The organism is Janibacter sp. Soil728, assembly GCF_001428305.1.
GTDB lineage: Bacteria > Actinomycetota > Actinomycetes > Actinomycetales > Dermatophilaceae > Janibacter.
On sequence record NZ_LMRZ01000003.1, the window covers coordinates 354,975 to 376,223 of the forward strand.

Annotated in this window: 20 protein-coding genes; 7 read left to right on the top strand and 13 right to left on the bottom strand. The window is 69.1% G+C overall.

The genetic code is table 11. From position 1 onward, the window contains the following. Positions 1-85: 85 nt before the first annotated feature. Entirely contained in the window at positions 86-1,531 is a 1,446-nt protein-coding gene (locus ASG73_RS05845) for a gamma-aminobutyraldehyde dehydrogenase (RefSeq protein ID WP_055992216.1), read from the bottom strand. A 169-nt stretch (positions 1,532-1,700) separates the two neighbouring features. Between ASG73_RS05845 and ASG73_RS05850 the strand changes: the two genes are divergently transcribed. The 3 genes from ASG73_RS05850 to ASG73_RS05860 all read left to right on the top strand — a co-directional run bounded on the left by ASG73_RS05850 (position 1,701) and on the right by ASG73_RS05860 (position 4,801). Further along, positions 1,701-2,159, top strand: coding sequence for an Lrp/AsnC family transcriptional regulator (locus ASG73_RS05850; RefSeq protein ID WP_055992219.1), 459 nt, complete (start codon positions 1,701-1,703; stop codon positions 2,157-2,159). Beyond that, positions 2,156-3,550 carry an aspartate aminotransferase family protein gene (locus tag ASG73_RS05855; RefSeq protein WP_055992222.1) on the top strand — a complete coding sequence of 465 codons (1,395 nt, stop codon included), beginning with the start codon at positions 2,156-2,158 and terminating at the stop codon, positions 3,548-3,550. The genes ASG73_RS05850 and ASG73_RS05855 overlap by 4 nt, the downstream gene beginning before the upstream one ends. Positions 3,551-3,646: 96 nt before the next feature. Further along, positions 3,647-4,801: an LOG family protein gene (locus ASG73_RS05860; protein WP_156466157.1), complete on the top strand. Its 1,155-nt coding sequence runs from the start codon at positions 3,647-3,649 to the stop codon at positions 4,799-4,801. A gap of 153 nt (positions 4,802-4,954) precedes the next feature. Here the strand turns inward: ASG73_RS05860 and purU are convergent, their stop codons facing one another. The 5 genes from purU to pyrH all read right to left on the bottom strand — a co-directional run bounded on the left by purU (position 4,955) and on the right by pyrH (position 9,303). Then, positions 4,955-5,818 (bottom strand): formyltetrahydrofolate deformylase, encoded by an 864-nt coding sequence (gene purU, locus ASG73_RS05865; protein ID WP_235499370.1) that lies wholly within the window; start codon positions 5,816-5,818, stop codon positions 4,955-4,957. An 8-nt stretch (positions 5,819-5,826) separates the two neighbouring features. Then, positions 5,827-7,050 carry a 23S rRNA (adenine(2503)-C(2))-methyltransferase RlmN gene (gene rlmN / locus ASG73_RS05870; protein ID WP_055992784.1) on the bottom strand — a complete coding sequence of 408 codons (1,224 nt, stop codon included), beginning with the start codon at positions 7,048-7,050 and terminating at the stop codon, positions 5,827-5,829. Between the two features lie 13 nt (positions 7,051-7,063). Beyond that, positions 7,064-7,939, bottom strand: a complete 876-nt coding sequence (locus ASG73_RS05875) for a phosphatidate cytidylyltransferase (RefSeq protein ID WP_082567036.1) — start codon at positions 7,937-7,939, stop codon at positions 7,064-7,066. Between the two features lies 1 nt (position 7,940). Next, positions 7,941-8,498: a ribosome recycling factor gene (gene frr, locus ASG73_RS05880; RefSeq protein WP_055992230.1), complete on the bottom strand. Its 558-nt coding sequence runs from the start codon at positions 8,496-8,498 to the stop codon at positions 7,941-7,943. 76 nt (positions 8,499-8,574) lie between these two features. Then, positions 8,575-9,303 carry a UMP kinase gene (gene pyrH / locus ASG73_RS05885; RefSeq protein WP_055992233.1) on the bottom strand — a complete coding sequence of 243 codons (729 nt, stop codon included), beginning with the start codon at positions 9,301-9,303 and terminating at the stop codon, positions 8,575-8,577. A gap of 213 nt (positions 9,304-9,516) precedes the next feature. Between pyrH and ASG73_RS18535 the strand changes: the two genes are divergently transcribed. Beyond that, positions 9,517-10,980: a fatty acid desaturase gene (locus ASG73_RS18535; RefSeq protein WP_055992236.1), complete on the top strand. Its 1,464-nt coding sequence runs from the start codon at positions 9,517-9,519 to the stop codon at positions 10,978-10,980. Further along, on the top strand, positions 10,977-11,555 hold the full coding sequence (locus tag ASG73_RS05895) for a TetR/AcrR family transcriptional regulator (protein ID WP_055992239.1): 579 nt from the start codon (positions 10,977-10,979) through the stop codon (positions 11,553-11,555). Before ASG73_RS18535 ends, ASG73_RS05895 begins: the two co-directional genes overlap by 4 nt. Before the next feature lie 72 nt (positions 11,556-11,627). Here ASG73_RS05895 and tsf read toward each other — a convergent pair whose 3' ends face one another. From tsf to ASG73_RS05930, 7 genes are all read right to left on the bottom strand, one after another. Beyond that, the gene (tsf, locus tag ASG73_RS05900; protein WP_055992242.1) at positions 11,628-12,458 is read right to left on the bottom strand and encodes a translation elongation factor Ts; all 831 of its coding nucleotides are present in this window, start codon (positions 12,456-12,458) and stop codon (positions 11,628-11,630) included. A gap of 52 nt (positions 12,459-12,510) precedes the next feature. After that, entirely contained in the window at positions 12,511-13,497 is a 987-nt protein-coding gene (gene rpsB / locus ASG73_RS05905; protein ID WP_055992246.1) for a 30S ribosomal protein S2, read from the bottom strand. 273 nt (positions 13,498-13,770) lie between these two features. Continuing rightward, positions 13,771-15,105, bottom strand: coding sequence for an ABC transporter substrate-binding protein (locus ASG73_RS05910; RefSeq protein ID WP_055992249.1), 1,335 nt, complete (start codon positions 15,103-15,105; stop codon positions 13,771-13,773). After that, positions 15,102-16,175 (bottom strand): branched-chain amino acid ABC transporter permease, encoded by a 1,074-nt coding sequence (locus tag ASG73_RS05915; RefSeq protein WP_055992252.1) that lies wholly within the window; start codon positions 16,173-16,175, stop codon positions 15,102-15,104. Before ASG73_RS05915 ends, ASG73_RS05910 begins: the two co-directional genes overlap by 4 nt. Then, the gene (locus tag ASG73_RS05920; RefSeq protein WP_156466159.1) at positions 16,175-17,050 is read right to left on the bottom strand and encodes a branched-chain amino acid ABC transporter permease; all 876 of its coding nucleotides are present in this window, start codon (positions 17,048-17,050) and stop codon (positions 16,175-16,177) included. The genes ASG73_RS05915 and ASG73_RS05920 overlap by 1 nt, the downstream gene beginning before the upstream one ends. Positions 17,051-17,062: 12 nt before the next feature. Then, positions 17,063-17,767 carry an ABC transporter ATP-binding protein gene (locus ASG73_RS05925; protein ID WP_082567037.1) on the bottom strand — a complete coding sequence of 235 codons (705 nt, stop codon included), beginning with the start codon at positions 17,765-17,767 and terminating at the stop codon, positions 17,063-17,065. Next, positions 17,760-18,608 carry an ABC transporter ATP-binding protein gene (locus ASG73_RS05930; protein WP_235499371.1) on the bottom strand — a complete coding sequence of 283 codons (849 nt, stop codon included), beginning with the start codon at positions 18,606-18,608 and terminating at the stop codon, positions 17,760-17,762. The genes ASG73_RS05925 and ASG73_RS05930 overlap by 8 nt, the downstream gene beginning before the upstream one ends. Positions 18,609-18,824: 216 nt before the next feature. Between ASG73_RS05930 and ASG73_RS05935 the strand changes: the two genes are divergently transcribed. Beyond that, positions 18,825-20,039 carry a PucR family transcriptional regulator gene (locus tag ASG73_RS05935; RefSeq protein ID WP_055992261.1) on the top strand — a complete coding sequence of 405 codons (1,215 nt, stop codon included), beginning with the start codon at positions 18,825-18,827 and terminating at the stop codon, positions 20,037-20,039. Positions 20,040-20,049: 10 nt separating this feature from the next. After that, positions 20,050-21,207 carry a pyridoxal phosphate-dependent aminotransferase gene (locus tag ASG73_RS05940; protein WP_055992264.1) on the top strand — a complete coding sequence of 386 codons (1,158 nt, stop codon included), beginning with the start codon at positions 20,050-20,052 and terminating at the stop codon, positions 21,205-21,207. Positions 21,208-21,249: the final 42 nt, after the last annotated feature.

The following is a 21,249-nucleotide window of genomic DNA, read 5'->3' on the forward strand; positions in this document are numbered from 1 at the left end:
TTTCTTGCATTGCCCTATGGCAATGCAGGTTTTTTTCAGGGTCGAGCGGTGGCGGAGCTGCCGTTGGGGGTGTCGCTCTCGAGGGTCAGCTGTCGATGTTGGCCATGACGTGCTTGATGCGGGTGTAGTCCTCGAAGCCGTACATCGACAGGTCCTTGCCGTAGCCGGACTTCTTGAACCCACCGTGCGGCATCTCGGCGACGAGCGGGATGTGGGTGTTGATCCAGACACAACCGAAGTCCAGGCGCTTGCTCATGCGCATCGCCCGTCCGAAGTCCTTCGTCCAGACCGAGGAGGCGAGCCCGTACTCGACGCCGTTGGCCCACGCGAGCGCCTCCTCCTCGTCGGTGAAGCGCTGCACGGTGATGACGGGCCCGAAGATCTCGTCCTGGATCGCCTCGTCGTCCTGGCGCAGGCCGGAGACGACGGTCGGCGCGTAGAAGAACCCGTCTCCCATGGCCGTCAGCCGCTCGCCACCCTGGGCGAGGTTGGCGTGGTCGGGCAGGCGGTCGATGAAGCCGGCGACCTTGGCCAGCTGGTCGCGGTTGTTGACCGGGCCCAGGAGCGCGTCGTCGTCGTCGGGCATGCCGACCTTGGCGTGGTCGCGGGCGTACTCCGCCAGCGCCGCGACGAAGTCGTCGTGGATACCGGGCGCGGCGAGCACCCGCGTCGCGGCGGTGCAGTCCTGACCGGCGTTGAAGTAGCCGGCGGTGGCGATGCCCTCGACGGCCGCCTCGATGTCGGCGTCGTCGAAGACGACGACGGGGGCCTTGCCACCGAGCTCGAGGTGGGCACGCTTGAGGTTCTTGGCCGCCGAGGCGGCGACCTCGACGCCCGCGCGCACCGACCCGGTGATCGCGACGAGCGCGGGGGTGTCGTGCTCGACGAGCATGCGGCCGGTGTCGCGGTCTCCGGTGATGACGTTGAAGGTGCCGGCCGGCAGGAACTCGCTGGCGATCTCGGCCATGAGCAGGGTGGTCTCGGGGGTGGTGTCGCTCGGCTTGAGGACGATCGAGTTGCCGGCAGCCAGGGCCGGACCGATCTTCCAGGCGGCCATCATCATCGGGTAGTTCCACGGGGTCACCTGGCCGACGACACCGATCGGCTCGCGGCGCACCCAGCTCGTGTGGCCCTTCATGTACTCCGCAGAGGCACGCCCCTCGAGCACCCGGGCGGCACCGGCGAAGAACCGCAGCTGGTCGCACATCACCGGGACCTCCTCGGAGGCGGTGAGGGCGTGCGGCTTACCGGTGTTCTCCCCTTCGATCCGGATGAGGTCCTCGGCGCGGGCCTCGAGGGCGTCGGCGAACTTGAGCATCGCGTGCTGCCGCTCCCCCGGAGTCGTCTCGCCCCACTCGGCGAACCCGGCCTCCGCGCTCGCGTAGGCCGCGTCCACGTCCTCCTGGAGGGAGACGGGCGCGTTGGCCACGACCTTGCCGGTCGCCGGGTTGACCAGCTCGATGCTCGCATCGCCCGAGGCGTCGACGTACTCGCCGCCGATGAAGTTGCGCAGGGTCCGTGGCTGGGTCACGTGAGGGGTCCTTCCGATCGGGAATGTGACCCCGACCATAGTCGGCTGATGGCGATATCGACAGCCCCAACGCGGCAAACATGTGAAAACAACAGTCATGAACGGGCGTTAAGACGGATTCCGTCGCTCTCGGTTTGCCAAGCGCACTGGATGGGTCCACGATGGCAGCATGTCCGCCCCGGTCCAGCTCGACGCGATGAGCAAGCAGATCATCGAGCACCTCCAGGAGGACGGACGCCAGTCCTATGCGACGATCGCGCGCGCCGTCGGCCTCTCGGAGGCAGCAGTGCGACAGCGCGTACAACGCCTCCTCGACGCCGAGGTCATGCAGATCGTCGCCGTCACCGACCCGCTCCAGGTGGGCTTCCACCGTCAGGCCATGATCGGCATCTCCGTCGACGGTGACCTCCGTCCCGTGGGCGACGCGCTCGCCGCCATGTCCCAGGTGTCCTATGTCGTCACCACCGCCGGCAGCTTCGACCTGCTCGCCGAGATCGTCTGCGAGGACGACGACGAGCTGCTCGCCCTGCTCACCGGACGCATCCGCACCCTGCCGGGTGTGCGCTCCACCGAGACCTTCGTCTATCTCAAGCTCAACAAGCAGCACTACAACTGGGGGACCAGATGACCGACCAGCCGACCACCACCTCCTTCGGGACCACCTTGGAGGATGCCGCCCGGGACCACCTGTGGATGCACTTCACCCGCCACTCGGTCTACGAGGAGGGCGGCAAGGTCCCGATCATCGTCCGCGGTGAGGGCCACAAGATCTGGGACTCCGCGGGCCGCGAGTACATCGACGGCCTGTCCGGCCTCTTCGTCGTCCAGGCGGGTCACGGCCGCACCGAGCTGGCCGAGGCAGCGCTCAAGCAGGCCGAGAAGCTGGCCTTCTTCCCGCTGTGGTCCTACGCCCACCCGGCGGCGATCGAGCTTGCCGAGCGCCTCGCCAAGGGCGCACCGGGCGACCTCAACCGCGTCTTCTTCACCACCGGCGGTGGCGAGGCGGTGGAGTCCGCGTGGAAGCTGGCCAAGCAGTACTTCAAGCTGACCGGCAAGCCGCACAAGACCAAGGTCATCTCCCGGTCCGTCGCCTACCACGGCACGCCCCACGGCGCCCTGTCGATCACCGGGATCCCGGGGATGAAGGCCGACTTCGAGCCGCTCGTCCCGGGAGCGCACAAGGTGCCCAACACCAACATCTACCGCGCGTCCGAGGACCTGCGCGACGACCCCAAGGCCTTCGGTCGCTGGGCTGCCGACCGGATCGGTGAGGCGATCGAGTTCGAGGGTCCCGAGACCGTCGCCGCCGTCTTCCTCGAGCCGGTGCAAAACTCCGGCGGTTGCTTCCCCCCGCCGCCGGGGTACTTCGAGCGGGTGCGCGAGATCTGCGACGAGTACGACGTGCTGCTCGTCTCCGACGAGGTGATCTGCGCCTTCGGCCGGATCGGCTCGATGTTCGCCTGCACCGACTTCGGCTACGTGCCCGACATCATCACCTGCGCGAAGGGGATGACCTCCGGCTACTCCCCCATCGGCGCGATGATCGCCAGCGACCGGCTCTTCGAGCCGTACAAGAAGGACACCACGTCCTTCCTGCACGGCTACACCTTCGGCGGCCACCCGGTCAGCTCCGCCGTCGCCCTGGCCAACCTCGACATCTTCGAGCGTGAGGGTCTGAACGACCACGTGAAGGAGAACGCGCCGAAGTTCCGCGCCACCCTCGAGCGGCTGCTCGACCTGCCCCTGGTCGGGGATGTGCGTGGCGAGGGCTACTTCTACGGGATCGAGCTGGTCAAGGACAAGGCGACCCGGGAGACCTTCACCGAGGCCGAGTCCGAGTCGATGCTCCGCGGCTTCCTGTCCAAGGCGCTCTTCGACGCCGGCCTGTACTGCCGTGCCGACGACCGGGGCGACCCGGTGGTGCAGCTGGCTCCCCCGCTGACGATCGGCCAACCGGAGTTCGACGACATCGAGTCGCGCCTGCGCTCGGTGCTCACCGAAGCCGAGAACCACCTCTGACCCGGCCCTCCCCCTTCGCACCTCCTTGAGATCGTGCGCATCCCACGCCGCATCTCCTTGAGGCCGTGCGAAGGGGGGAGAAGTTAAGTTGGGCGGATGAGCGACAGGGAGACTCGCAGGCATCCGGTGCGCGACCCGTTGGGACGCTCGATGCACGACCCCGACTACCGCGAGGTCCACGACGCCGAGGCGCTGCAGGCCCTCACGGATGCCAGCGCCTCGCTCACCGGGTGGCGACTGCAGGGCATCGACCTCGAGCCGCACGCGCAGACCCTGGCCCGGGCCGACGTGCGTGGGCTCGTCGTCCTCGGCGGGCGGGTCCCCGAGGACGTGGCTCGCGACCTCGTCTCCCGCGGAGCGGTACTCATTCCCACCGACCCGACCTGCCCGGTCGAGCCCTTCCGCGCCACGCTGTACTCCCCCTTCGACCTCTACGGGGGCATGCAGTCCGAGGGCTATCCGAGCACTGTCGACGCACGGGCCTACGCGTGGAGTCGCGAGACCCGGACGCAGCACGATGCCTACGCCACCCTGCTGCGGGCGGCCCACGACGACGCCGTGCACGACGCGCTCATCGAGGCACTGCACGGGCGCGAGGTCGTGGGCGTGATGGGCGGGCACGCACTGGCGCGCGGCAGCAGCGACTACACCGACGCCGCGCGCCTGGGCCATGCCCTTGCTGCGGGCGGTCGCGCGGTCCTCACCGGAGGCGGGCCCGGTGCCATGGAGGCCGCCAATCTCGGCGCTCTCGCCGCCACCCCCGCGGCCGTCGAGTCCGCGCTGGTCCGGCTGGCGGAGGTGCCGAGCTTCCGCCCCTCGATCGACGAGTGGGCCGGCCTGGCGCTGTCTGTGCGCGAGGACCTCGCCGTGGCGGAGGGTGGAGCGCGCAGCTTCGGCATCCCCACGTGGTTCTACGGCCATGAGCCGCCCAATGTCTTCTGCGACGGGATCGCGAAGTACTTCTCCAATGCCCTGCGTGAGGACGTCCTGCTCGCGCAGAGCACCGGTGGTCTCGTCGTGCTGCCGGGCGCTGCCGGGACCGTGCAGGAGATCTTCCAGGCCGCCACCCCGCTGTACTACGCGCCCGACGACCAGCCCATCCCGCCGCTCGTGCTCGTCGACCTCGAGCACTGGACCGAGACGGTGCCGGTCTGGCCCGCGCTGCGCGCCCTCGGCGCCGGCCGCCCGCTCGGCGAGGTGCTGCACCTCGTCGCCACGCCGCAGGAGGCCGCCGAGATCGTCCTGCGCTGACTCCCCCCTTCGCCCGGTGGAGGTGAACGCGCCGATGATTGCTCGGCGAGTCCCCATCCACCCACGCCCTCCCCCTGATGGTTGGAGGTCAACACGCGGACGAAAGGCCCGCGCGTACACCTCGAACGAGGAGGTCGAGCACCTCGTCGTCGGTCAGTCGAAGACGATCGTGCGCCGACCGCGCAGGACGACCCGACGCTCGACATGCCAGCGCAGGGCGCGGGCAAAGGCCATGGCCTCGAGCTCGGCGCCGGTGGCCGCCAGCTGGGCCGGGCTCATCCGGTGATCGACGCGACGGAAGTCCTGCTCGATGATCGGCCCCTCGTCCAGGTCGGAGGTCACGTAGTGCGCCGTGGCACCGATGACCTTGACCCCGCGCTCGTGCGCCTGGGAGTAGGGGCGGGCGCCCTTGAAGGAGGGCAGGAGCGAGTGGTGGATGTTGATGATCCGGCCGGGGAAGTCCGCGCACAGGCCCTCGGAGAGCACCTGCATGTAGCGGGCCAGCACGACCGTCTCGACCTGCTCGGCCTCGATGATCTCGCGCAGCGCGGCCTCGGCCTGCGGCTTGGTCGCCCGAGTCACCGGGACGTGGTGGAAGGGGATGCCGTGCCACTCGACCTCGGCCCGGAAGTCCTCGTGGTTGGAGACCACCGCGGGCACGACGACATTGAGCTGACCGGTGCGCACGCGGAAGAGCAGGTCGTTGAGGACATGCCCCTGACGGCTGACCATGACCAGCAGGCGGTGCGGCTCGTGCGGGTCGTGGATGCTGACATCGGCGCCGAGCTCCGCGGCCAGACGTGCCCGCTCTGCCTCCAGGGCACCCCCGTCGAGGTCCGACTCCCCCTGCAGGTGCATGCGCAGGTGGAACTCTCCGGTGGAGGAGTCACCGAACTGCTGGCTGTCGAGGATGTTGAGCCCCAGACCGACCATCGCACCGGTGACGGCATGCACGATGCCGCGACGGTCCGGGCCGCTGAGGGTCAGGACGACCTCGCGGCCGAGGCCGCGGTCCACGAGTGCGCTCACTCTGCGCCCGAGGTGGCTGCCGCGAGCTGTCCGCAGGCTCCGTCGATGTCGCTGCCACGGGTGTCCCGCACGGTCGTCGGGATGCCGTGGGCGCGCAGTCGCTCGACGAACTGCTGCTCGACCCCGGGACGCGAGGCGGTCCACTTCGACCCCGGCGTGGGGTTGAGCGGGATCGGGTTGATGTGCACCCAGCCCTTGCCACGCTTGAGGAGCTTCTTGGCGAGCAGGTCTGCACGCCAAGCCTGGTCGTTGATGTCGCGGATCATCGCGTACTCGATGCTGACGCGGCGGCCGGTCTTGAGGTAGTACCGGTGAGCAGCGTCGATCGCCTCGTCGACCTTGAAGCGGGTGTTGATCGGTACCAGCTCGTCGCGCAGCTCGTCGTCCGGGGCGTGCAGGGACAGGGCGAGTGTCACCGGGATGCCCTCCTCGGTGAGCCGGTCGATCCCGGTCACGAGCCCGACCGAGGACATCGTGATGCCCCGGGCGCTCATGCCCAGACCCTCGGGCGAGGGGTCGACCATGCGCCGGATGGCGCCGATGGCGGCCTTGTAGTTGGCCAGGGCCTCCCCCATCCCCATGAAGACGACGTTGGAGACCCGCCGGCCACCGGACGAAGGGAGGGACCCCCCTTCGTCGTCGTCGGCCTCGTCGCCGAGCTCGGCGCCACCGTCGGAGGGGGCAGCGAGATCGCTCGCCTCGGCGAGCATCCGGTTGGCGGCGACGACCTGGTCGACGATCTCGGCCGTCGACATGTTGCGAGTCAGACCCTCCTGACCGGTGGCGCAGAAGGGGCAGTTCATCCCGCAGCCGGCCTGGCTGGAGATGCAGATGGTCGCGCGGCGCGGATAGCGCATGAGGACGGACTCGACGAGCGCGCCGTCGTGCAGGCGCCACACCGACTTCAGCGTCGCGCCCTGGTCCGCGGTGATCGTGCGCACCGGCGTGAGCAGACGCGGGAGCATCGCGGCGACGAGCTCCTCGCGCGCGGCCTTGGGCAGATCGGTCATCTGCTCGGGATCGTCCGTGTGGTGCGTGAAGTAGTGCGTCGAGAGCTGCTTGGCGCGGAAGCCCGGCAGGCCGAGCTCCTTGGCCAGCTCGACCCGACCGGCAAGGTCGAGGTCGGCAAGATGGCGCGGCGGCTTGCCGCGGCGCGGCGCGGTCATCGTCAGCTGGCCGGGCACCGGACGGGTGGTCGAGGGAGTGGGCAGATCGGTCATCGGGTCCATTGTCTCAGTGCGGCGCAATGATGCGAAGGGCCACCCACACCAGGGGTACGACCATGACGAGCGAGTCGAGGCGATCCATGAGCCCGCCGTGCCCCGGAATGATGTTGGACATGTCCTTGATCCCGAGGTTGCGCTTGAGGCTGGACTCGATGAGATCGCCGATCGTTGCCACCGGCGCGACCAGTGCGCCGAGCACTGCGCCCTGCCACCACGAGCCGTCCAGGGTCAGCGGGATGACGATGGCACCGACCACCGCGCACGAGACGACCGAGCCGGCGAAACCCTCCCAGGACTTCTTCGGCGACAGCTTGGGGGCCATCGGGTGCTTGCCCAGCACGACGCCGAAGGCGTACCCCCCGATGTCGGAGAAGACCGTGATGATGATGAAGACGAAGATGCGCCACTGGCCCTGGGGCTCGGCGAGCATCAACGCGGCGAACCCGGCGAGGAAGCACGGGTACAACAGGATCAGCGCGCCGGCACCGACATCACGCAAGGCACCCGTCATCCCGTCGGCCACGCGCCAGATCAGCGTGGCCACGAGGGTCAGCGCGGCTGCGAAGACGAGGGCCTCCGCCCCGCGCACGTAGGCGGCGGCGATCATGCTGACGGCACCGATGGCGACCGGCGCGAAGGGGGCGAAGAGCCCGCCCACGGCAAGCGCCTGGCGCATCTCCCACACTGCCACGACCATCGCCACGCAGATGAGGACGGCGAAGGCCACCGGGTGGATGACGAGCGTGCCGGCCGCCAGGATCCCCAGCACCAGCCCGGAGGCGATGGCGACGGGGAGGTTGCGGCCGGCTCGGCTCGAGGGCCCGGCAGGCGCTGGAGCGGCGGCCTTGATACTGCGTCGGGTCGCGGGCTGGGGCTCGGTCACATCAGACCTCGGAGAGCTCGGCTTCCTTGGCCTTGAGAAGGGCGTCGACGTTGTCCACGTACTTCTTGGTCAGCGCGTCGAGCTCCTTCTCACCCCGGTTGCCGTCGTCCTCCCCGACCTCGCCGTCCTTCACGAGCTTGTCGATCGTGTCCTTGGCGGCCCGCCGGATGTGGCGGATGGAGACCTTGGCGTCCTCACCCTGGTTGTGCGCCAGCTTGATGTACTCCTTGCGACGCTCGGCCGTCAGCTCCGGCATCGTCAGGCGGATGACGGTGCCGTCATTGCTCGGGTTGGCGCCGAGGTCGGACTCACGCAGAGCGCCTTCGATCGCAGTCATCGAGGACTTGTCGAAGGGAGTGATCAGGAGGGTCCGCGCCTCGGGCGTCTGGAAGGACGCCAGCTGCTGGAGCGGGGTCGGCGAGCCGTAGTAGTCGACGGTCACCTTGCTGAAGAGGCCCGGGTTGACGCGCCCGGTGCGGATGCCGGCGAAGTTGTCCTTGGCCACGTCGACAGCCTTCTCCATCTTGTCGTCGGCCTCGAGCAGTGCGTCCTCGATCATGTGCGTGATCTCCTTGTCCGGCCCAGGGGGCCTCGCGGGCGGCTGGGCCGCGTGTGGTCTGCGGTCAGTCTCTCACTCAGGTGTGCACGACGGTGCCGATGGGCTCGCCGAGGAGCGCCCGGGTCACATTGCCCTCGCCCTCCATGCCGAAGACGAGCATCGGGAGGTGGTTCTCGCGGCAGAGGCTGAAGGCGGCGGCATCGACGACCTTGAGGTTCTGCTGGATGGCCTGCTCGTACGTGACGCGCTCGAGCTTGACGGCGTCAGGGTTGGTGTTGGGGTCGGAGTCGTAGACACCGTCGACCCCGTTCTTGGCGATCAGCACCTCGTCGCACTTGATCTCCAGGGCGCGCTGCGCACTCACCGTGTCGGTGGAGAAGAAGGGCATGCCGGCCCCGGCACCGAAGATGACGACCCGGCCCTTCTCGAGGTGGCGGATGGCGCGGCGCGGGATGTAGGCCTCAGCGACCTGACCCATGGTGATGGCGGTCTGCACGCGGGTGTCGACGCCGGCGTGCTCGAGGAAGTCCTGCAGCGCCAGACAGTTCATGACGGTCCCCAGCATGCCCATGTAGTCGGCTCGGCTGCGGTCCATGCCCTGCTCCTGCAGCTCCGCGCCGCGGAAGAAGTTGCCGCCGCCGACGACGATGGCGACCTGGACGCCCTGGCCCACGGCGACCGCGATCTGCTCGGAAATGCCTCGGACGACGTCGGGGTTGAGCCCGACCTTGCCGCCGCCGAAGGCTTCGCCCGAGAGCTTGAGGAGGACCCTGCGGTCGGCCTGGGGGGTGTTCTGGTCGGTCACGGTGGTGCTCCCTGGGTCGTGTGCGGGTTCGCCCGATCCTTCCACAGGTCGAGACGGCGCGATGACCCTCCACGCCCGCTCCCGGGCTTGACATGGGCCACTCCCGCGCTTGACATTCGCCTTCCAGTTGTCAAGTAACCCCGGAGTCACTACCGTCGGCCGCACCCGTTCCCGCCGTCCGGCAGGGACAACCTCGACGATGAGGAGCACGGCATGACGGCAGCGTCCCTCGAACCGGCCATCTGGCGAGACGGCAAGCGGTACCTGTGGCTCATCGGCCTGGTCGTCCCGTCGCTCGCCTTCGTCGCCTTCGCCGGCCGTGCCCTGACGGGCTGGTCGTGGTGGCTGTGGCTCGGCCCGATCATCATCCTGGGCGTCATCCCCGCCATCGACCTGGTCGTCGGCCGCGACCGGACCAACCCGCCCGCGGAGGCCGTCAAGACACTCGAGGCCGACCCCTACTACCGCTGGATCGTCTACGCCTACATCCCCATCCAGTACCTCGGTTTCGCCGCGGCGATGTACCTCGTCACCCGCGGCAACCCGGTGCCGGACTCTCTGAACGCCCTCGGGCTCGGCGCCTGGCTGGACCATCTCCCGGGTCAGCTGGGAACCCCCTTCGAGCTGTCGACGATCGAGCGGATCGGGGCCTCGATCTCCATCGGCTGCGTCGGTGGCATCGCGATCAACACCGCCCACGAGCTGGGCCACAAGCGGCCCAAGCACGAGCGCTGGCTGTCCAAGGTCGCGCTCGCCCAGAGCGGGTACGGCCACTTCTACATCGAGCACAACCGTGGCCACCACGTGCGGGTGGCCACGCCGGAGGACCCGGCGAGCTCGCGCCTCGGTGAGAGCTTCTACGCCTTCTGGCCGCGGACGGTCTTCGGCTCCCTGCGCAACGCCTGGCGACTCGAGGCGACCCGCCTGCGACGACGGGGCAAGCCGGTGCTGCACCCGAGCAACGACGTGCTCAACGCATGGGCGATGACGCTCGCGCTCTGGGTCGCGATGATGCTCTGGCTCGGCCTCGGTGTCCTGCCCTACCTGCTCCTGCAGGGCATCGTCGGCCTGAGCCTGCTCGAGGTCGTCAACTACCTCGAGCACTACGGGATGCGACGCACCAAGGTCCACCACGGCGACGTGGAGCGTTACGAACGCGTCCTGCAGAGCCACTCGTGGAACTCCAACAACATCGCGACCAATGTCTTCCTGTACCACCTGCAGCGGCACAGCGACCACCACGCCAACCCCACCCGCCGGTACCAGGCACTGCGTGACCACGAGTCCGCTCCCGTGCTGCCCACCGGGTACGCGGGCATGATCGTGCTGGCCCTTGTCCCACCGCTCTGGCGCCGGGTCATGGACCCCCGCGTCGCGGCGCACTTCGACGGCGACCTCAGCCGCGCCAACATCGATCCGCGCAAGCGGGATCGGATCCTCGCCACGCACTCGACCGCCCCCTGCGCCGTCGCACCGCGGGCCATGCCCGACCTCGAGGCTCCGGATGCCGTCACGGCCGCTGCCTGCCCGGGGTGCGGCTACGAGTACCTCGTCGCCTCAGGGGACGAGCACGAAGGATTCGCCGCCGGCACTGCTTGGGCGGACATCCCCGCTGACTGGACCTGCCCGGACTGCGGCGTGCGGGACAAGCTCGACTTCGTGCTGCAGTCGACATGAGCGACTCCCCGCTTCGTGAACGGATCCTTGATGCCACCGCAGGCATCTCGCTCGGGGGTGGCTGGGCGGCGGTGTCGATGGGCAAGGTCGCATCGGTCGTCGGCGTCAGCCGACAGACGGTGCACACCGAGGTCGGGACCAAGGCCGAGCTGGCCGAGGCCCTCGTCATCCGTGAGGTCGAGTGCTTCCTCGCCGAGGTCGTCACGGGCTTCGACGGGGCGCCGGACGTCCCCACGGCGATCGAGCGGTCCATCACCCGCGTCCTCGAGCGCGCCGAGGAGAGCGCCCTCGTACGCGGTGTCGTTGGGGCAGCGCACGGCGCCGACACCGAGCTGCTGCCACTCCTCACGACCCGGCCCGAGCATCTCCTCGAGCTCGCGACGGCCACCGTCCAGGGGCTCGTCGCACCCTTCGCCCTCCCGCTGCCGCAGCCCCGGATCGACGCGACCATCGAGGTCATCGTGCGCGTCGCGCTCTCCCAGGTCATGCATCCGACGGGCTCACCCCACGAGGTCGCCGAGCACCTGGCGTGGCTGGTGCGGACGGTGCTCGGCGCACTGCCTCCCAGCGCCTGAGTCCGAGCGTGCATGACGAAGGGGGCCACACCCGAGATCGGGTGTGGCCCCCTTCGTGGGGTGCTGCGTGGGTCAGGAACCGACGCGGAAGCGGGCGAACTGCGTGGCAGTCGCCCCGGCCTCCTCGAGGACCTTGGCCACGGACTTCTTGGAGTCCTTGGCGAAGGGCTGGTCGAGCAGGACGTTCTCCTTGAAGAAGCCGTGCACGCGACCCTCGACGATCTTGGGCAGGGCAGCCTCGGGCTTGCCCTCCTCCTTGGCCGTCTCCTCGGCGATCCGACGCTCGTTGGCGACGACGTCGGCGTCGAGCTCGTCCCGGGTGAGGACGTTGGGGCTGAACGCCGCGATGTGCATCGCGACGTCACGGGCCACCTGTGCGTCGCCACCGTCGGTGCCCAGGAGGACACCGATCTGGGCCGGCAGGTCCGGGCTGGTCTTGTGCAGGTAGGCCGAGACCACCGGGGCCTCGACGCGGGCAACCCGCTTGACCTCGATCTTCTCGCCGATGGTGGCGTTGGCCTCGTCAAGGAGCTCCTTGACGGTGGCCCCGCCAGCGGGGGCAGCCAGGAGGCTGTCCGCGTCGGTGGCCTTGGCCTCGACGGCCGCAGCGAGGACTTCGTCCGCGAGGGCGCCGAACTTCGCGCCCTTGGCGACGAAGTCGGTCTCGCAGAGAACCTCGACGAGAGTGCCCACGCCGTTTCCGGCCTCGGCCACGACAAGCCCGTTGGAGGCCGTCCGGCCCTCGCGCTTGGTCACACCCTTGAGGCCCTTGATGCGCAGGAGCTCCTGAGCCTTCGACTTGTCGCCGTCGGACTCGTCAAGAGCCTTCTTCACGTCGAGCATGCCGGCGCCGGTGCGCTCGCGCAGCTCCTTGATGTCAGCGGCGGTGTAGTTCTTCGCCATGTGTGTCCCGTTCTCCTTCGTGAGGTGTGACGGTGGTCAGTTGAGGTGTCGCTCAGGCCTCGGGCGTGGCCTCGGCGGCCGGAGCCTCCGGGGTGGCCTCGGCGGCAGCAGCCTCGGCGGCAGCCTCGGTCGCGGCGGGAGCCTCGACGGGTGCAGCGGCCTCGGCCGGAGCCTCGGTCGCGGCGGGAGCCTCCACGGGTGCAGCGGCCTCGGCCGGAGCCTCGGTCGCAGCCGCCTCGGCGGGGGCCTCGGTCGCGGCGGGGGTCTCGCCCTCGCCGGCCAGGAGCTCGCGCTCCCACTCGGCCATCGGCTCGGACTCGGCGGACGCACCGGCGTTGGCGTTGCCGCCACCGCGGGACATCAGACCATCGGCAACCGCGTCAGCGACGACCCGGGTCAGCAGCGTGACGGAACGGATCGCGTCGTCGTTGCCGGGGATCTTGTAGTCGACCTCGTCGGGGTCGCAGTTGGTGTCGAGGATCGCGATGACGGGCAGCCCCAGCTTGCGGGCCTCGTCCACCGCGAGGTGCTCCTTCTTGGTGTCGACGATCCACACGGCCGAGGGAACCTTGGCCATGTTGCGGATGCCACCGAGCGTCTTGTGCAGCTTGTCGCGCTCACGACGAAGGATGAGGAGCTCCTTCTTCGTGTAGCCCGAGCCGGCGACGGTGTCGAAGTCCAGCTCCTCGAGCTCCTTCAGGCGCGTGAGGCGCTTGGAGATCGTCTGGAAGTTGGTGAGCATGCCACCAAGCCAGCGGTGGTTGACGTAGGGCATCCCGACGCGCGTCGCCTGCTCGGCGATGGGCTCCTGGGCCTGCTTCTTGGTGCCGACGAACAGGATCGTGCCGCCGTGGGAGACCGTCTGCTTGACGAACTCGTAGGCGTCGTTGATGTAGGTCAGCGACTGGCGCAGGTCGATGATGTAGATGCCGTTGCGCTCGGTCATGATGAAGCGCTTCATCTTGGGGTTCCAGCGTCGGGTCTGGTGCCCGAAGTGGACGCCGCTCTCAAGGAGCTGGCGCATGGTGACGACGGCCATGCCGAAGTCCTCTCGTCGAAGGGTTGTCAGTTGTCTCCTGGTGTCCCGGCCCACCCCGCCCGGCCGAGGGCCGGGACTGCCGTGGTGTGCCCCGGATTCAGAGAGATCTCGTCATCCGGTGCGGAACACGCGAATTCATCCAGACAGACTGGATGTGCCCTCCATCCTACGGCCGGGTGGGACGAAGGAAGAAATCCCATCGATCAGAGCCCCCGCACGACGACGGCGGGTACCCCGCAGGGCACCCGCCGTCGTCGTTCTGCGATCAGGCACTCACTTGAGCACCTCGACATCGGGCAGGCCGTCCTTCGGGGGCGCGACCGCGGCGACGTCGGTCTCGTCCTTGGTGATCTCGGCATCACCGATGTCGGTGACGAGCACGTCGGTGAGAGGGGTCGTCTTCAGCCCCTTGATCTCGGCCATCCGCATCCCGGAGATGCCCAGGTGGCTGTCGGCGGAGTAGCGGAAGGGTGCCAGGTTCGGACCGGGCCAGTTCTTGGCGTCCTTCTCGATGACGTCGACGATGCGCTCACGAGTGAGGTCCTTGCCGGACGCCTGGAGCGCAGAGGCGAAGAGGTAGGCCTGGGACATGCCGTAGACGCGGTAGTTCGTCAGCTCACCCTTGCCACCCTGCTCCTTCCAGACCTTCTCCCAGAGGTCGACCCATGGGCTCTCCTCGCCCACGCCGGGGATGTACTCGGTCGTCATGGCTCCGTCGAGGGCACCGCCGCCCTTGACCTTGCCCTTGGAGAAGGTGGAGAGCAGCTCTCCCGCGAGCTTCGGGTCCGAGCCGACATTGGTGTAGATCCACGTCGGGTCGTAGCCGAGCTTCATGGACGTCAGCTGGCTCAGCGCGGTGTAGCTCGGGGTGTTGAAGCCGACGACGAGGTCGGCACCCGAGGCCTTGAGCTTGGAGATCTGGGGACCGATGTCGGTGTTGCCGGAGGCGTACTCGACCCGCTCGACGATCTGGTCGTCGACGTACTGACGCAGGCCCTTCTCGCCGTCCCCGCCCAGCTCGTCACCCTGGAGGAAGAGACCGACCTTGGCGTTGGGCTTGTTCTCCTTGATCCACTGGCCCATGATCTTGCCCTCGATCTCGTAGTCCGGCTGCCAGCCGAAGGTCCACGGACGAGCCTCGGGGTCGTTGCCCCACAGCTGGGCGCCGGAGGAGACGAAGAGGTCGGGGACCTCTTCCTTGTTGAGGAAGTCGACGACGGCGGTGTGCGTCGGGGTACCGAGGCCACCGAGGATCGCGAAGACGTTGTCCTTGAGGACGAGCTCGTCGACGACCTTGGAGGTGTTGGTCGGGTTGTAGCCATCGTCCTTGACGGTCAGCTCGAGCTTGCGGCCATGGATGCCGCCCGCCTCGTTGACGTAGTCGAAGTAGGCCTTCATGCCGGTGTTGATCTCGGAGTAGCCGGGAGCAGCCACGCCTGTCAGGGGCTGGTGGGTGCCGACGGAGATCGTCGTGTCGGTGACCCCGGTGGTGTCACCACCCTCACTGTCCCCTCCCGAGCTCGCGTCTCGCCCTCCGGCTCCGCAGCCGGCCAGCACGACCGCGGCCGTGCTGGCGGCGAGAGCTGCCCGCAGGTGATTCCTGCTCATGATTGTTCTCCTCTGGTGATGGTGGTGGTGACGCTGGTGTCCGTTGAGGGGGTCCGCAGTCGGCGCAGGGCCGGTGCGATGGATCCGACGAGTCCCGCTGGAGCCAGGAGGACGACGGCGATGGTGGTCAGGCCGAGCACGAGGGGGGCGAGTTCTGCGGACTGGAGGTCCGACAGACCCAGGCTCGACCCGGCATTGGTGACGTAGGTGGGCAGCAGGGTGAGCAGCGCGGCGCCGATGAGCGCGCCCGTGAGGGTGCCCAGACCGCCGAGCACGACTGCCATGAGCAGGGTGAGCGACAGGATGAGCGTGAAGCCGCTCGGCGCGGCGACCCGGGTCACCATGGCCATGAGACCACCGGCGAGACCGGCGCACGCTGCACTCACGATGAAGCAGACGATGCGGCTGCGTCCGAGGTTGATCCCCGCGAGCTGCGCAGCGACCGGGTCATCGCGCACGGCCCGCCACTGCCGACCCACCCGTGACTGCGACAGGTTGCGCAGCAGGAGGAAGGTGACGACCAGGCAGGCGACGGAGACTGTTGCCAACCACTGCGAGGTGCCGGTCTCCGTGCCGGTGAGGAAGAAGAGTGCATCGTCGATGGACGTCGGCACGTCCGGGCTGCTCACGCGCAGACCGGGCTCACCGCCGAGGGCATCCCTGAAGTGGACGGCAAGGGCCGGCACCGCGACGGCCAGCGCCAGGGTGGCGCCTGCGACATAGGGCCCCTGCAGGCGGGCCGCTGCGACAGCGACGATGGCCCCGACGAGGGCGGTCACGATGACCGCGGCAACGAGGAGCACGAGCATCGGCGCCTCCTTGCCGTCCTGGAGCATCTTGGCCACGGTGTAGGCGCCGATCGCCATGAAGGCGCCGTGCCCCAGCGAGAGCTGGCCGTTGAGCCCGATGAGCACGCTCAGCCCGCCTGCAGCGATCGCGAGGTAGGCGACGGATGACACCTGGCTCTGCCGGTAGTCGGAGAGCATGTCGATCAGGAAGACCGAGACGATGAGCAGCGCGATCGCGGCCAGACCGCGACGCAGCATGGGGGAACTGACGATCCGGCGCATCAGACCGTCCTTTCCTTCGTGGTGGAGAACAGGCCGCCCGGTCGCACGAGGAGGACGACGACGAGGACGATGAGTGCGGCGAGCGGGACGAGTCCGGAGCCGAGGTAGCCGCTCACGAGGGCCAGCACGATGCCCATGACCAGCCCGCCGACGACCGCGCCCGCCGGGCTGTCGAGGCCGCCGAGCACTGCGGCGACGAAGCCGTAGACGACCACGCCGTCCATGTAGGCCGGGTGGACCAGGCCGCCTCCGGCGATGAGCAGACCCGAGAGGGAGCCGACGAGGGCGGCGAGCGCCCAGCCGAGCGTCAGGGCGCGGTTGACCTTCACCCCGAGGACGCTGGCCACCTCTCGGTTGAAGGCTGTCGCGCGCATCGTCAGACCGAGGTCGGTCTTCATGAAGAGCAGCCGCAGCGCTGCCATGACGGCGACGACGACGAGGATCGTGAAGATGCTGAAGGGAGTGAGGGCCAGGGTCTCCCCTCCGACCTTGATGCCGGTGAGGTCGAAGGCCGCGGGGAAGGAGCGAAAGCTGCTGCCGAAGACGATCGCGGCCAGCGCGTGGAGCACGATGAAGAGGCCGAGCGTGAGGATCACCGGGTTGATGTGGTTGTCGTGGTCGACGTACCGGATCACGAGGCGCTCGACGAGGGCCCCGAGGACGAGGCCGGCCACGAGCGCGACGGTGAACCCGATCCAGTAGCTCGCGCCCGACTCGATGACCTTGAGGGCGATGAAGGTCGTGATCATCGCCATCGGGGCCTGCGCGAAGTTGACGATCCGGGTCGACTGCCAGATGAGCACGAGGGCCAGGGCGAAGGCGGCGTAGATCATGCCGACCGAGAAGCCCCCCAAGAGGGTGTTGATGAGTTGCACGGGGTCTCCTTGTCAGTAGCCCAGGTAGGCGTGGCGCAGGTTCTCGTCGGCGCTGAGGACCTCTGCGTCATCGCAGGCGATGACCTTGCCGAGGCCGAGCACGATCCCGACGTCGGCGATGGACAGGGCGCTGCGGGCGTTCTGCTCGACGAGCAGGACCGAGAGGCCGTGCTCCTCCACCAGCTGCCGGATGACCCCGAAGATCTGGGCGCTGATCCGAGGTGCCAGGCCGAGGCTGGGCTCGTCGAGCAGCAGCATCCTTGGCGTGGCGAGCAGCGCTCGGGCGATGACGAGCATCTGTCGCTCACCGCCGGAGAGGGTGTGGGCCAGCGCATGCGAGCGGTCACCGAGGATCGGGAAGAGGTCGACGACGTCCGAGACCGACAAGGGTTCGCGGTGCCTGGACCGGCCGAGGAGCCCAAGGCGCAAGTTTTCGTGGACCGTCAGCTCGGTGATCACCCCACGCCCTTCCGGGACGTGGGCGAGCCCGGTGCGGGTCATCCGGTCGGCCGACATGCGGGTGATGTCCTGGCCGTCGAAGGTCACCTTGCCCGACTCCGGGCGGTGCAGGCCCGAGATGGTCCGCAGCAGCGTCGTCTTGCCGGCGCCGTTGGCGCCGAGGACGGAGGTGACCCGTCCCTCCCCCGCGACCAGGTCCACGTCCTGGAGTGCGGTGACCGGCCCGTACCTGCTCGTCACACCCTTGAGCTCAAGCACGTCCTGCTCCCTTCGTCGTCCCGCTCGCCTGCGCGTCACCGGGGGTGCGGGTGGGCGCGTCCTCGACCTCCGCGCCGAGGTATGCCTCCAGGACCACCGGGTTCTCCTTGATCTCCTCGGGGGTGCCAGCAGCGATGACCCGACCGAAGTCGAGGACGGTCAGGCGGCCACAGACGCGCATCACGAGATCCATGTGGTGCTCGACGAGGAGGACGGACACCTCGCGAGAAAGGTCGAGGATGATGTCGCCGAGCTCGGTCATCTCGGTCTCGGAGAGGCCGGATGCGGGCTCGTCGAGCAGGAGCACCCGGGGCTCCGCCACGAGGGCCCGGGCGAGGGCCACCCGCTTGCGAAGGGGGTAGGGCAGGCTGCCGACGACCCGGCCGCCGAGGTGAGCGATGTCCAGCCGGTCGAGGACCTCGACGGCCCGCTCCTTGAGCGCCGCCTCGTCGCGCGTCGCCCGGGGGGCGGACAGGAGGGAGGAGACGAAGCCCGTGCGGGCGTGCCGGTCAGCGCCGATGAGGACGTTGTCCTCGACGCTCAGCCGGTCGAAGAGGCCCAGGCCCTGCAGCGACCTCGCCACACCGTGGTCGATGAGGTCGTGCGGCTTCCAGCCCGTGACGTCCTCTCCGGCGAAGTGGATCCGGCCCTCGGTGGGCGGGACGAACCCGCAGGCGACGTTGAAGAGGGTCGTCTTGCCCGCTCCGTTGGGACCGATGACACCGTGGACCTCTCCCGGGCGGACGTCCAGGTGGACGCCGTCCAAGGCCACGACGCCGCCGAAGCGGACGACGATGTCGGTCAACGTGAGCAGGGGCTGCTGATCGGTGGGGACCGTCACGCGCATCCTTCCTCGAAGGGGGCCCGCACCACGGTGTGCGGGTATGACGAGACTGGCTGATGAGGCGCGCCTCACACCATGGCGGCGTGCACAAAAGAGTTTGTGCGCGACGCCCTCTGCTACTTTGGCCACTCCTTCGGGCAGGGCGGACGGACATGCAGTCACGACAGTGCGGGTGGGCCGCGCGCCACCCCCTCATGAAGACGGACCCCCTCGATGGATGAGACGCACCGCGAGCAGATGGCCAGGGCGGCGGCAGCCCTGCTGCCGAGGTCCAACGCGATCGCCGATGCCATCACCGACGAGCTGCTCGCGACCGAGGAGGCGTCCTACGGGTCGGCCGGCGACGAGGTCCGAGCCGATCTGCGCGCCAGCATCCGTGCCCACATCCGCGACGGAATCCTCATGCTGGCCGACCAGCCGGAGGCGCGCCGCAAGGCCGTCGACCTGTGGCGCGAGACCGGGCAACGACGAGCCCGGCAGGGTGTTCCCCTCGCGGTCGTGCTGCACTCGTACACCCTCGGCACCCGGCTGCTGTGGGACGCACTGGTGGAGAGCGGCCAGACGCTGGGTGTCGATCCCGCGGCCCTCCTGAGCACCGGCCAGACCTTGTGGAGCGACCTCGACACCCAGAGCCAGATCGTGCGGGAGAGGTACCGCCGCGAGGAGCTGGCGCTGCACGATCAGGACGCAGCCCGGGTGGAGGAGGTGCTCTCCGCGCTGCTGCAGGGTCGCGGCTCCGACCCTGAGTTCGCCGCCGAGGCGCGCCGTGTGCTCGGTCTGGGCGCCGACTCCGAGTTGTTGTGCCTCGTGTGGCTCCCCCGTCAGCAACTCTCCTCCCCCTCGCTCGCGAGCGAGCGCCTGCTGAACGCGGGCTACACGTCCTGCTGGTGGATGCACGGGGAGCATGCCGTGGGGATCGCGTCGGGATCCCCAGACGACTGGGGCCGGTTGCGGGAGGTCATGGCGCGCTCCGTGAGAGGCCGCGTGGGCACCGCCACCTGCCGGGACGGTCTGACCGGGGTCGTCGCCGCCTATCACCACGCGCTGACCGCGGCCACGACCCTTTCCCCGTCGAGCGACGGCGTCGCCGACATCGTCGACCACCTGCCGGAGGCCATCGTCGCAGGGAGCCCCGAGCTGGCCTCCCTCCTCGTCGAGGAGACGATCGCGCCCGTGCTGCACCTGACGGGAGCGACCCGTCAGGCGCTGCTGGAGACCCTCGGCGCCGCGGTGCGTCACGGCGGCTCCGCGTCCGGAGCGGCCGAGGCCCTCGTCTGCCACCGCAACACGGTCCTCTACCGGATGAAGCGCATCGAGGGCCTCACCGGCTACTCGTTCGACGTCCCCCGGGACCGACTGATGCTCACTCTGGCCTGGCTTGCCATCCGAAGGGGCGAGGCGCTCGAGCCCGAGCGCTCCACTCCGTAGGGTCACAGCCATGACCGAACCCTTGGTGACCCGGATGCGACCCTTCGGCGAGACGATCTTCGCCACCATGTCGGCGCTCGCGCTCGAGCACGACGCGGTGAACCTCGGCCAGGGCTTCCCCGACACCGACGGCCCGAGCGAGGTCCTCGAGGCCGCCCGCCAGGCGATCTCCTCGGGACACAACCAGTACCCGCCGTCGATCGGGATCCCGGCGCTGCGAGAGGCGATCGCCGATCACCAGGCGCACCACCACTCCCTTCGCCCGGACCCGGCGGACGAGGTGCTCGTGACCTCGGGGGCGACCGAGGCGATCGCCGCCTCGATCCTCGGCCTCGTCTCCCCCGGCGACGAGGTCGTCGTGCTCGAGCCCTCCTACGACAGCTACTCGGCCGTCATCGCGCTCGCCGGCGGGGTCAAGCGGTCCGTGCCGCTGCGCTGGCCGGACCTCTCCCTCGATGCCGGCGACCTGGCCGCCGCCTTCTCCGAGCGCACCCGCGTCGTCATCGTCAACAGTCCGCACAACCCGACCGGCAAGGTCTTCACCCTCGAGGAGCTGGAGGTCATCGCCGATCTCGCGCGTCGCCACGACGCCTGGGTGATCAGCGACGAGGTCTACGAGCACCTGACCTTCGGGGTGACGCACACACCGATCGCCACCTTGCCCGGGATGTGGGAGCGCACGCTGACGATCGGGTCGGCGGGCAAGTTCTTCTCCGTCACGGGGTGGAAGGTCGGCTGGCTCAGTGGGCCGGCCGAGCTCGTGCGGGCCGCGCAGGTGGTCCGTCAGTACCTGACCTTCACGACCGCGTCCCCCCTCCAGCACGCCGTCGCCCACGCCTTGCGGATGGGACCCCGGCCGCTCGAGGACCTGCGCGACTCGCTGCGCGCCCGGCACGACCTCCTCGTCGCGGGCCTGAGTGCGGCGGGGCTTGCAGTGCGCCCCTCGCAGGGCACCTACTTCGTCGTGGCGGATGCCGCGCCACTCGGCGTCACCGATGCCCTCCAGTGGTGCCTGGACCTGCCGGCCGCCGCCGGGGTCGCGGCGGTACCGGTCTCCGTCTTCTGCGACGACCCGAGCGACACGGCCACGCTCGTGCGCTTCGCCTTCTGCAAGAAGGACGAGGTGCTCGAAGAGGCGTGCCGACGGCTGGCCGCCTTCACCGGCTGATCCACAGGTCGATCGCCCCCTCCGCTCCCGTCCACAGGCCGG

What these genes read in the sequence shown, in the direction of transcription:
- rlmN (WP_055992784.1), bottom strand. Translation starts at nt 7,050, where the DNA reads ATGACCGATCTGCCCACTCCCTCGACCACCCGTCCGGTGCCCGGCCAG.
- frr (WP_055992230.1), bottom strand. Translation starts at nt 8,498, where the DNA reads ATGATCGAGGACGCACTGCTCGAGGCCGACGACAAGATGGAGAAGGCT.
- ASG73_RS05915 (WP_055992252.1), bottom strand. Translation starts at nt 16,175, where the DNA reads ATGCGCCGGATCGTCAGTTCCCCCATGCTGCGTCGCGGTCTGGCCGCG.
- ASG73_RS18535 (WP_055992236.1), top strand. Translation starts at nt 9,517, where the DNA reads ATGACGGCAGCGTCCCTCGAACCGGCCATCTGGCGAGACGGCAAGCGG.
- ASG73_RS05850 (WP_055992219.1), top strand. Translation starts at nt 1,701, where the DNA reads ATGTCCGCCCCGGTCCAGCTCGACGCGATGAGCAAGCAGATCATCGAG.
- ASG73_RS05855 (WP_055992222.1), top strand. Translation starts at nt 2,156, where the DNA reads ATGACCGACCAGCCGACCACCACCTCCTTCGGGACCACCTTGGAGGAT.
- ASG73_RS05935 (WP_055992261.1), top strand. Translation starts at nt 18,825, where the DNA reads ATGGATGAGACGCACCGCGAGCAGATGGCCAGGGCGGCGGCAGCCCTG.
- tsf (WP_055992242.1), bottom strand. Translation starts at nt 12,458, where the DNA reads ATGGCGAAGAACTACACCGCCGCTGACATCAAGGAGCTGCGCGAGCGC.
- ASG73_RS05895 (WP_055992239.1), top strand. Translation starts at nt 10,977, where the DNA reads ATGAGCGACTCCCCGCTTCGTGAACGGATCCTTGATGCCACCGCAGGC.
- ASG73_RS05940 (WP_055992264.1), top strand. Translation starts at nt 20,050, where the DNA reads ATGACCGAACCCTTGGTGACCCGGATGCGACCCTTCGGCGAGACGATC.
- ASG73_RS05860 (WP_156466157.1), top strand. Translation starts at nt 3,647, where the DNA reads ATGAGCGACAGGGAGACTCGCAGGCATCCGGTGCGCGACCCGTTGGGA.
- ASG73_RS05910 (WP_055992249.1), bottom strand. Translation starts at nt 15,105, where the DNA reads ATGAGCAGGAATCACCTGCGGGCAGCTCTCGCCGCCAGCACGGCCGCG.
- rpsB (WP_055992246.1), bottom strand. Translation starts at nt 13,497, where the DNA reads ATGGCCGTCGTCACCATGCGCCAGCTCCTTGAGAGCGGCGTCCACTTC.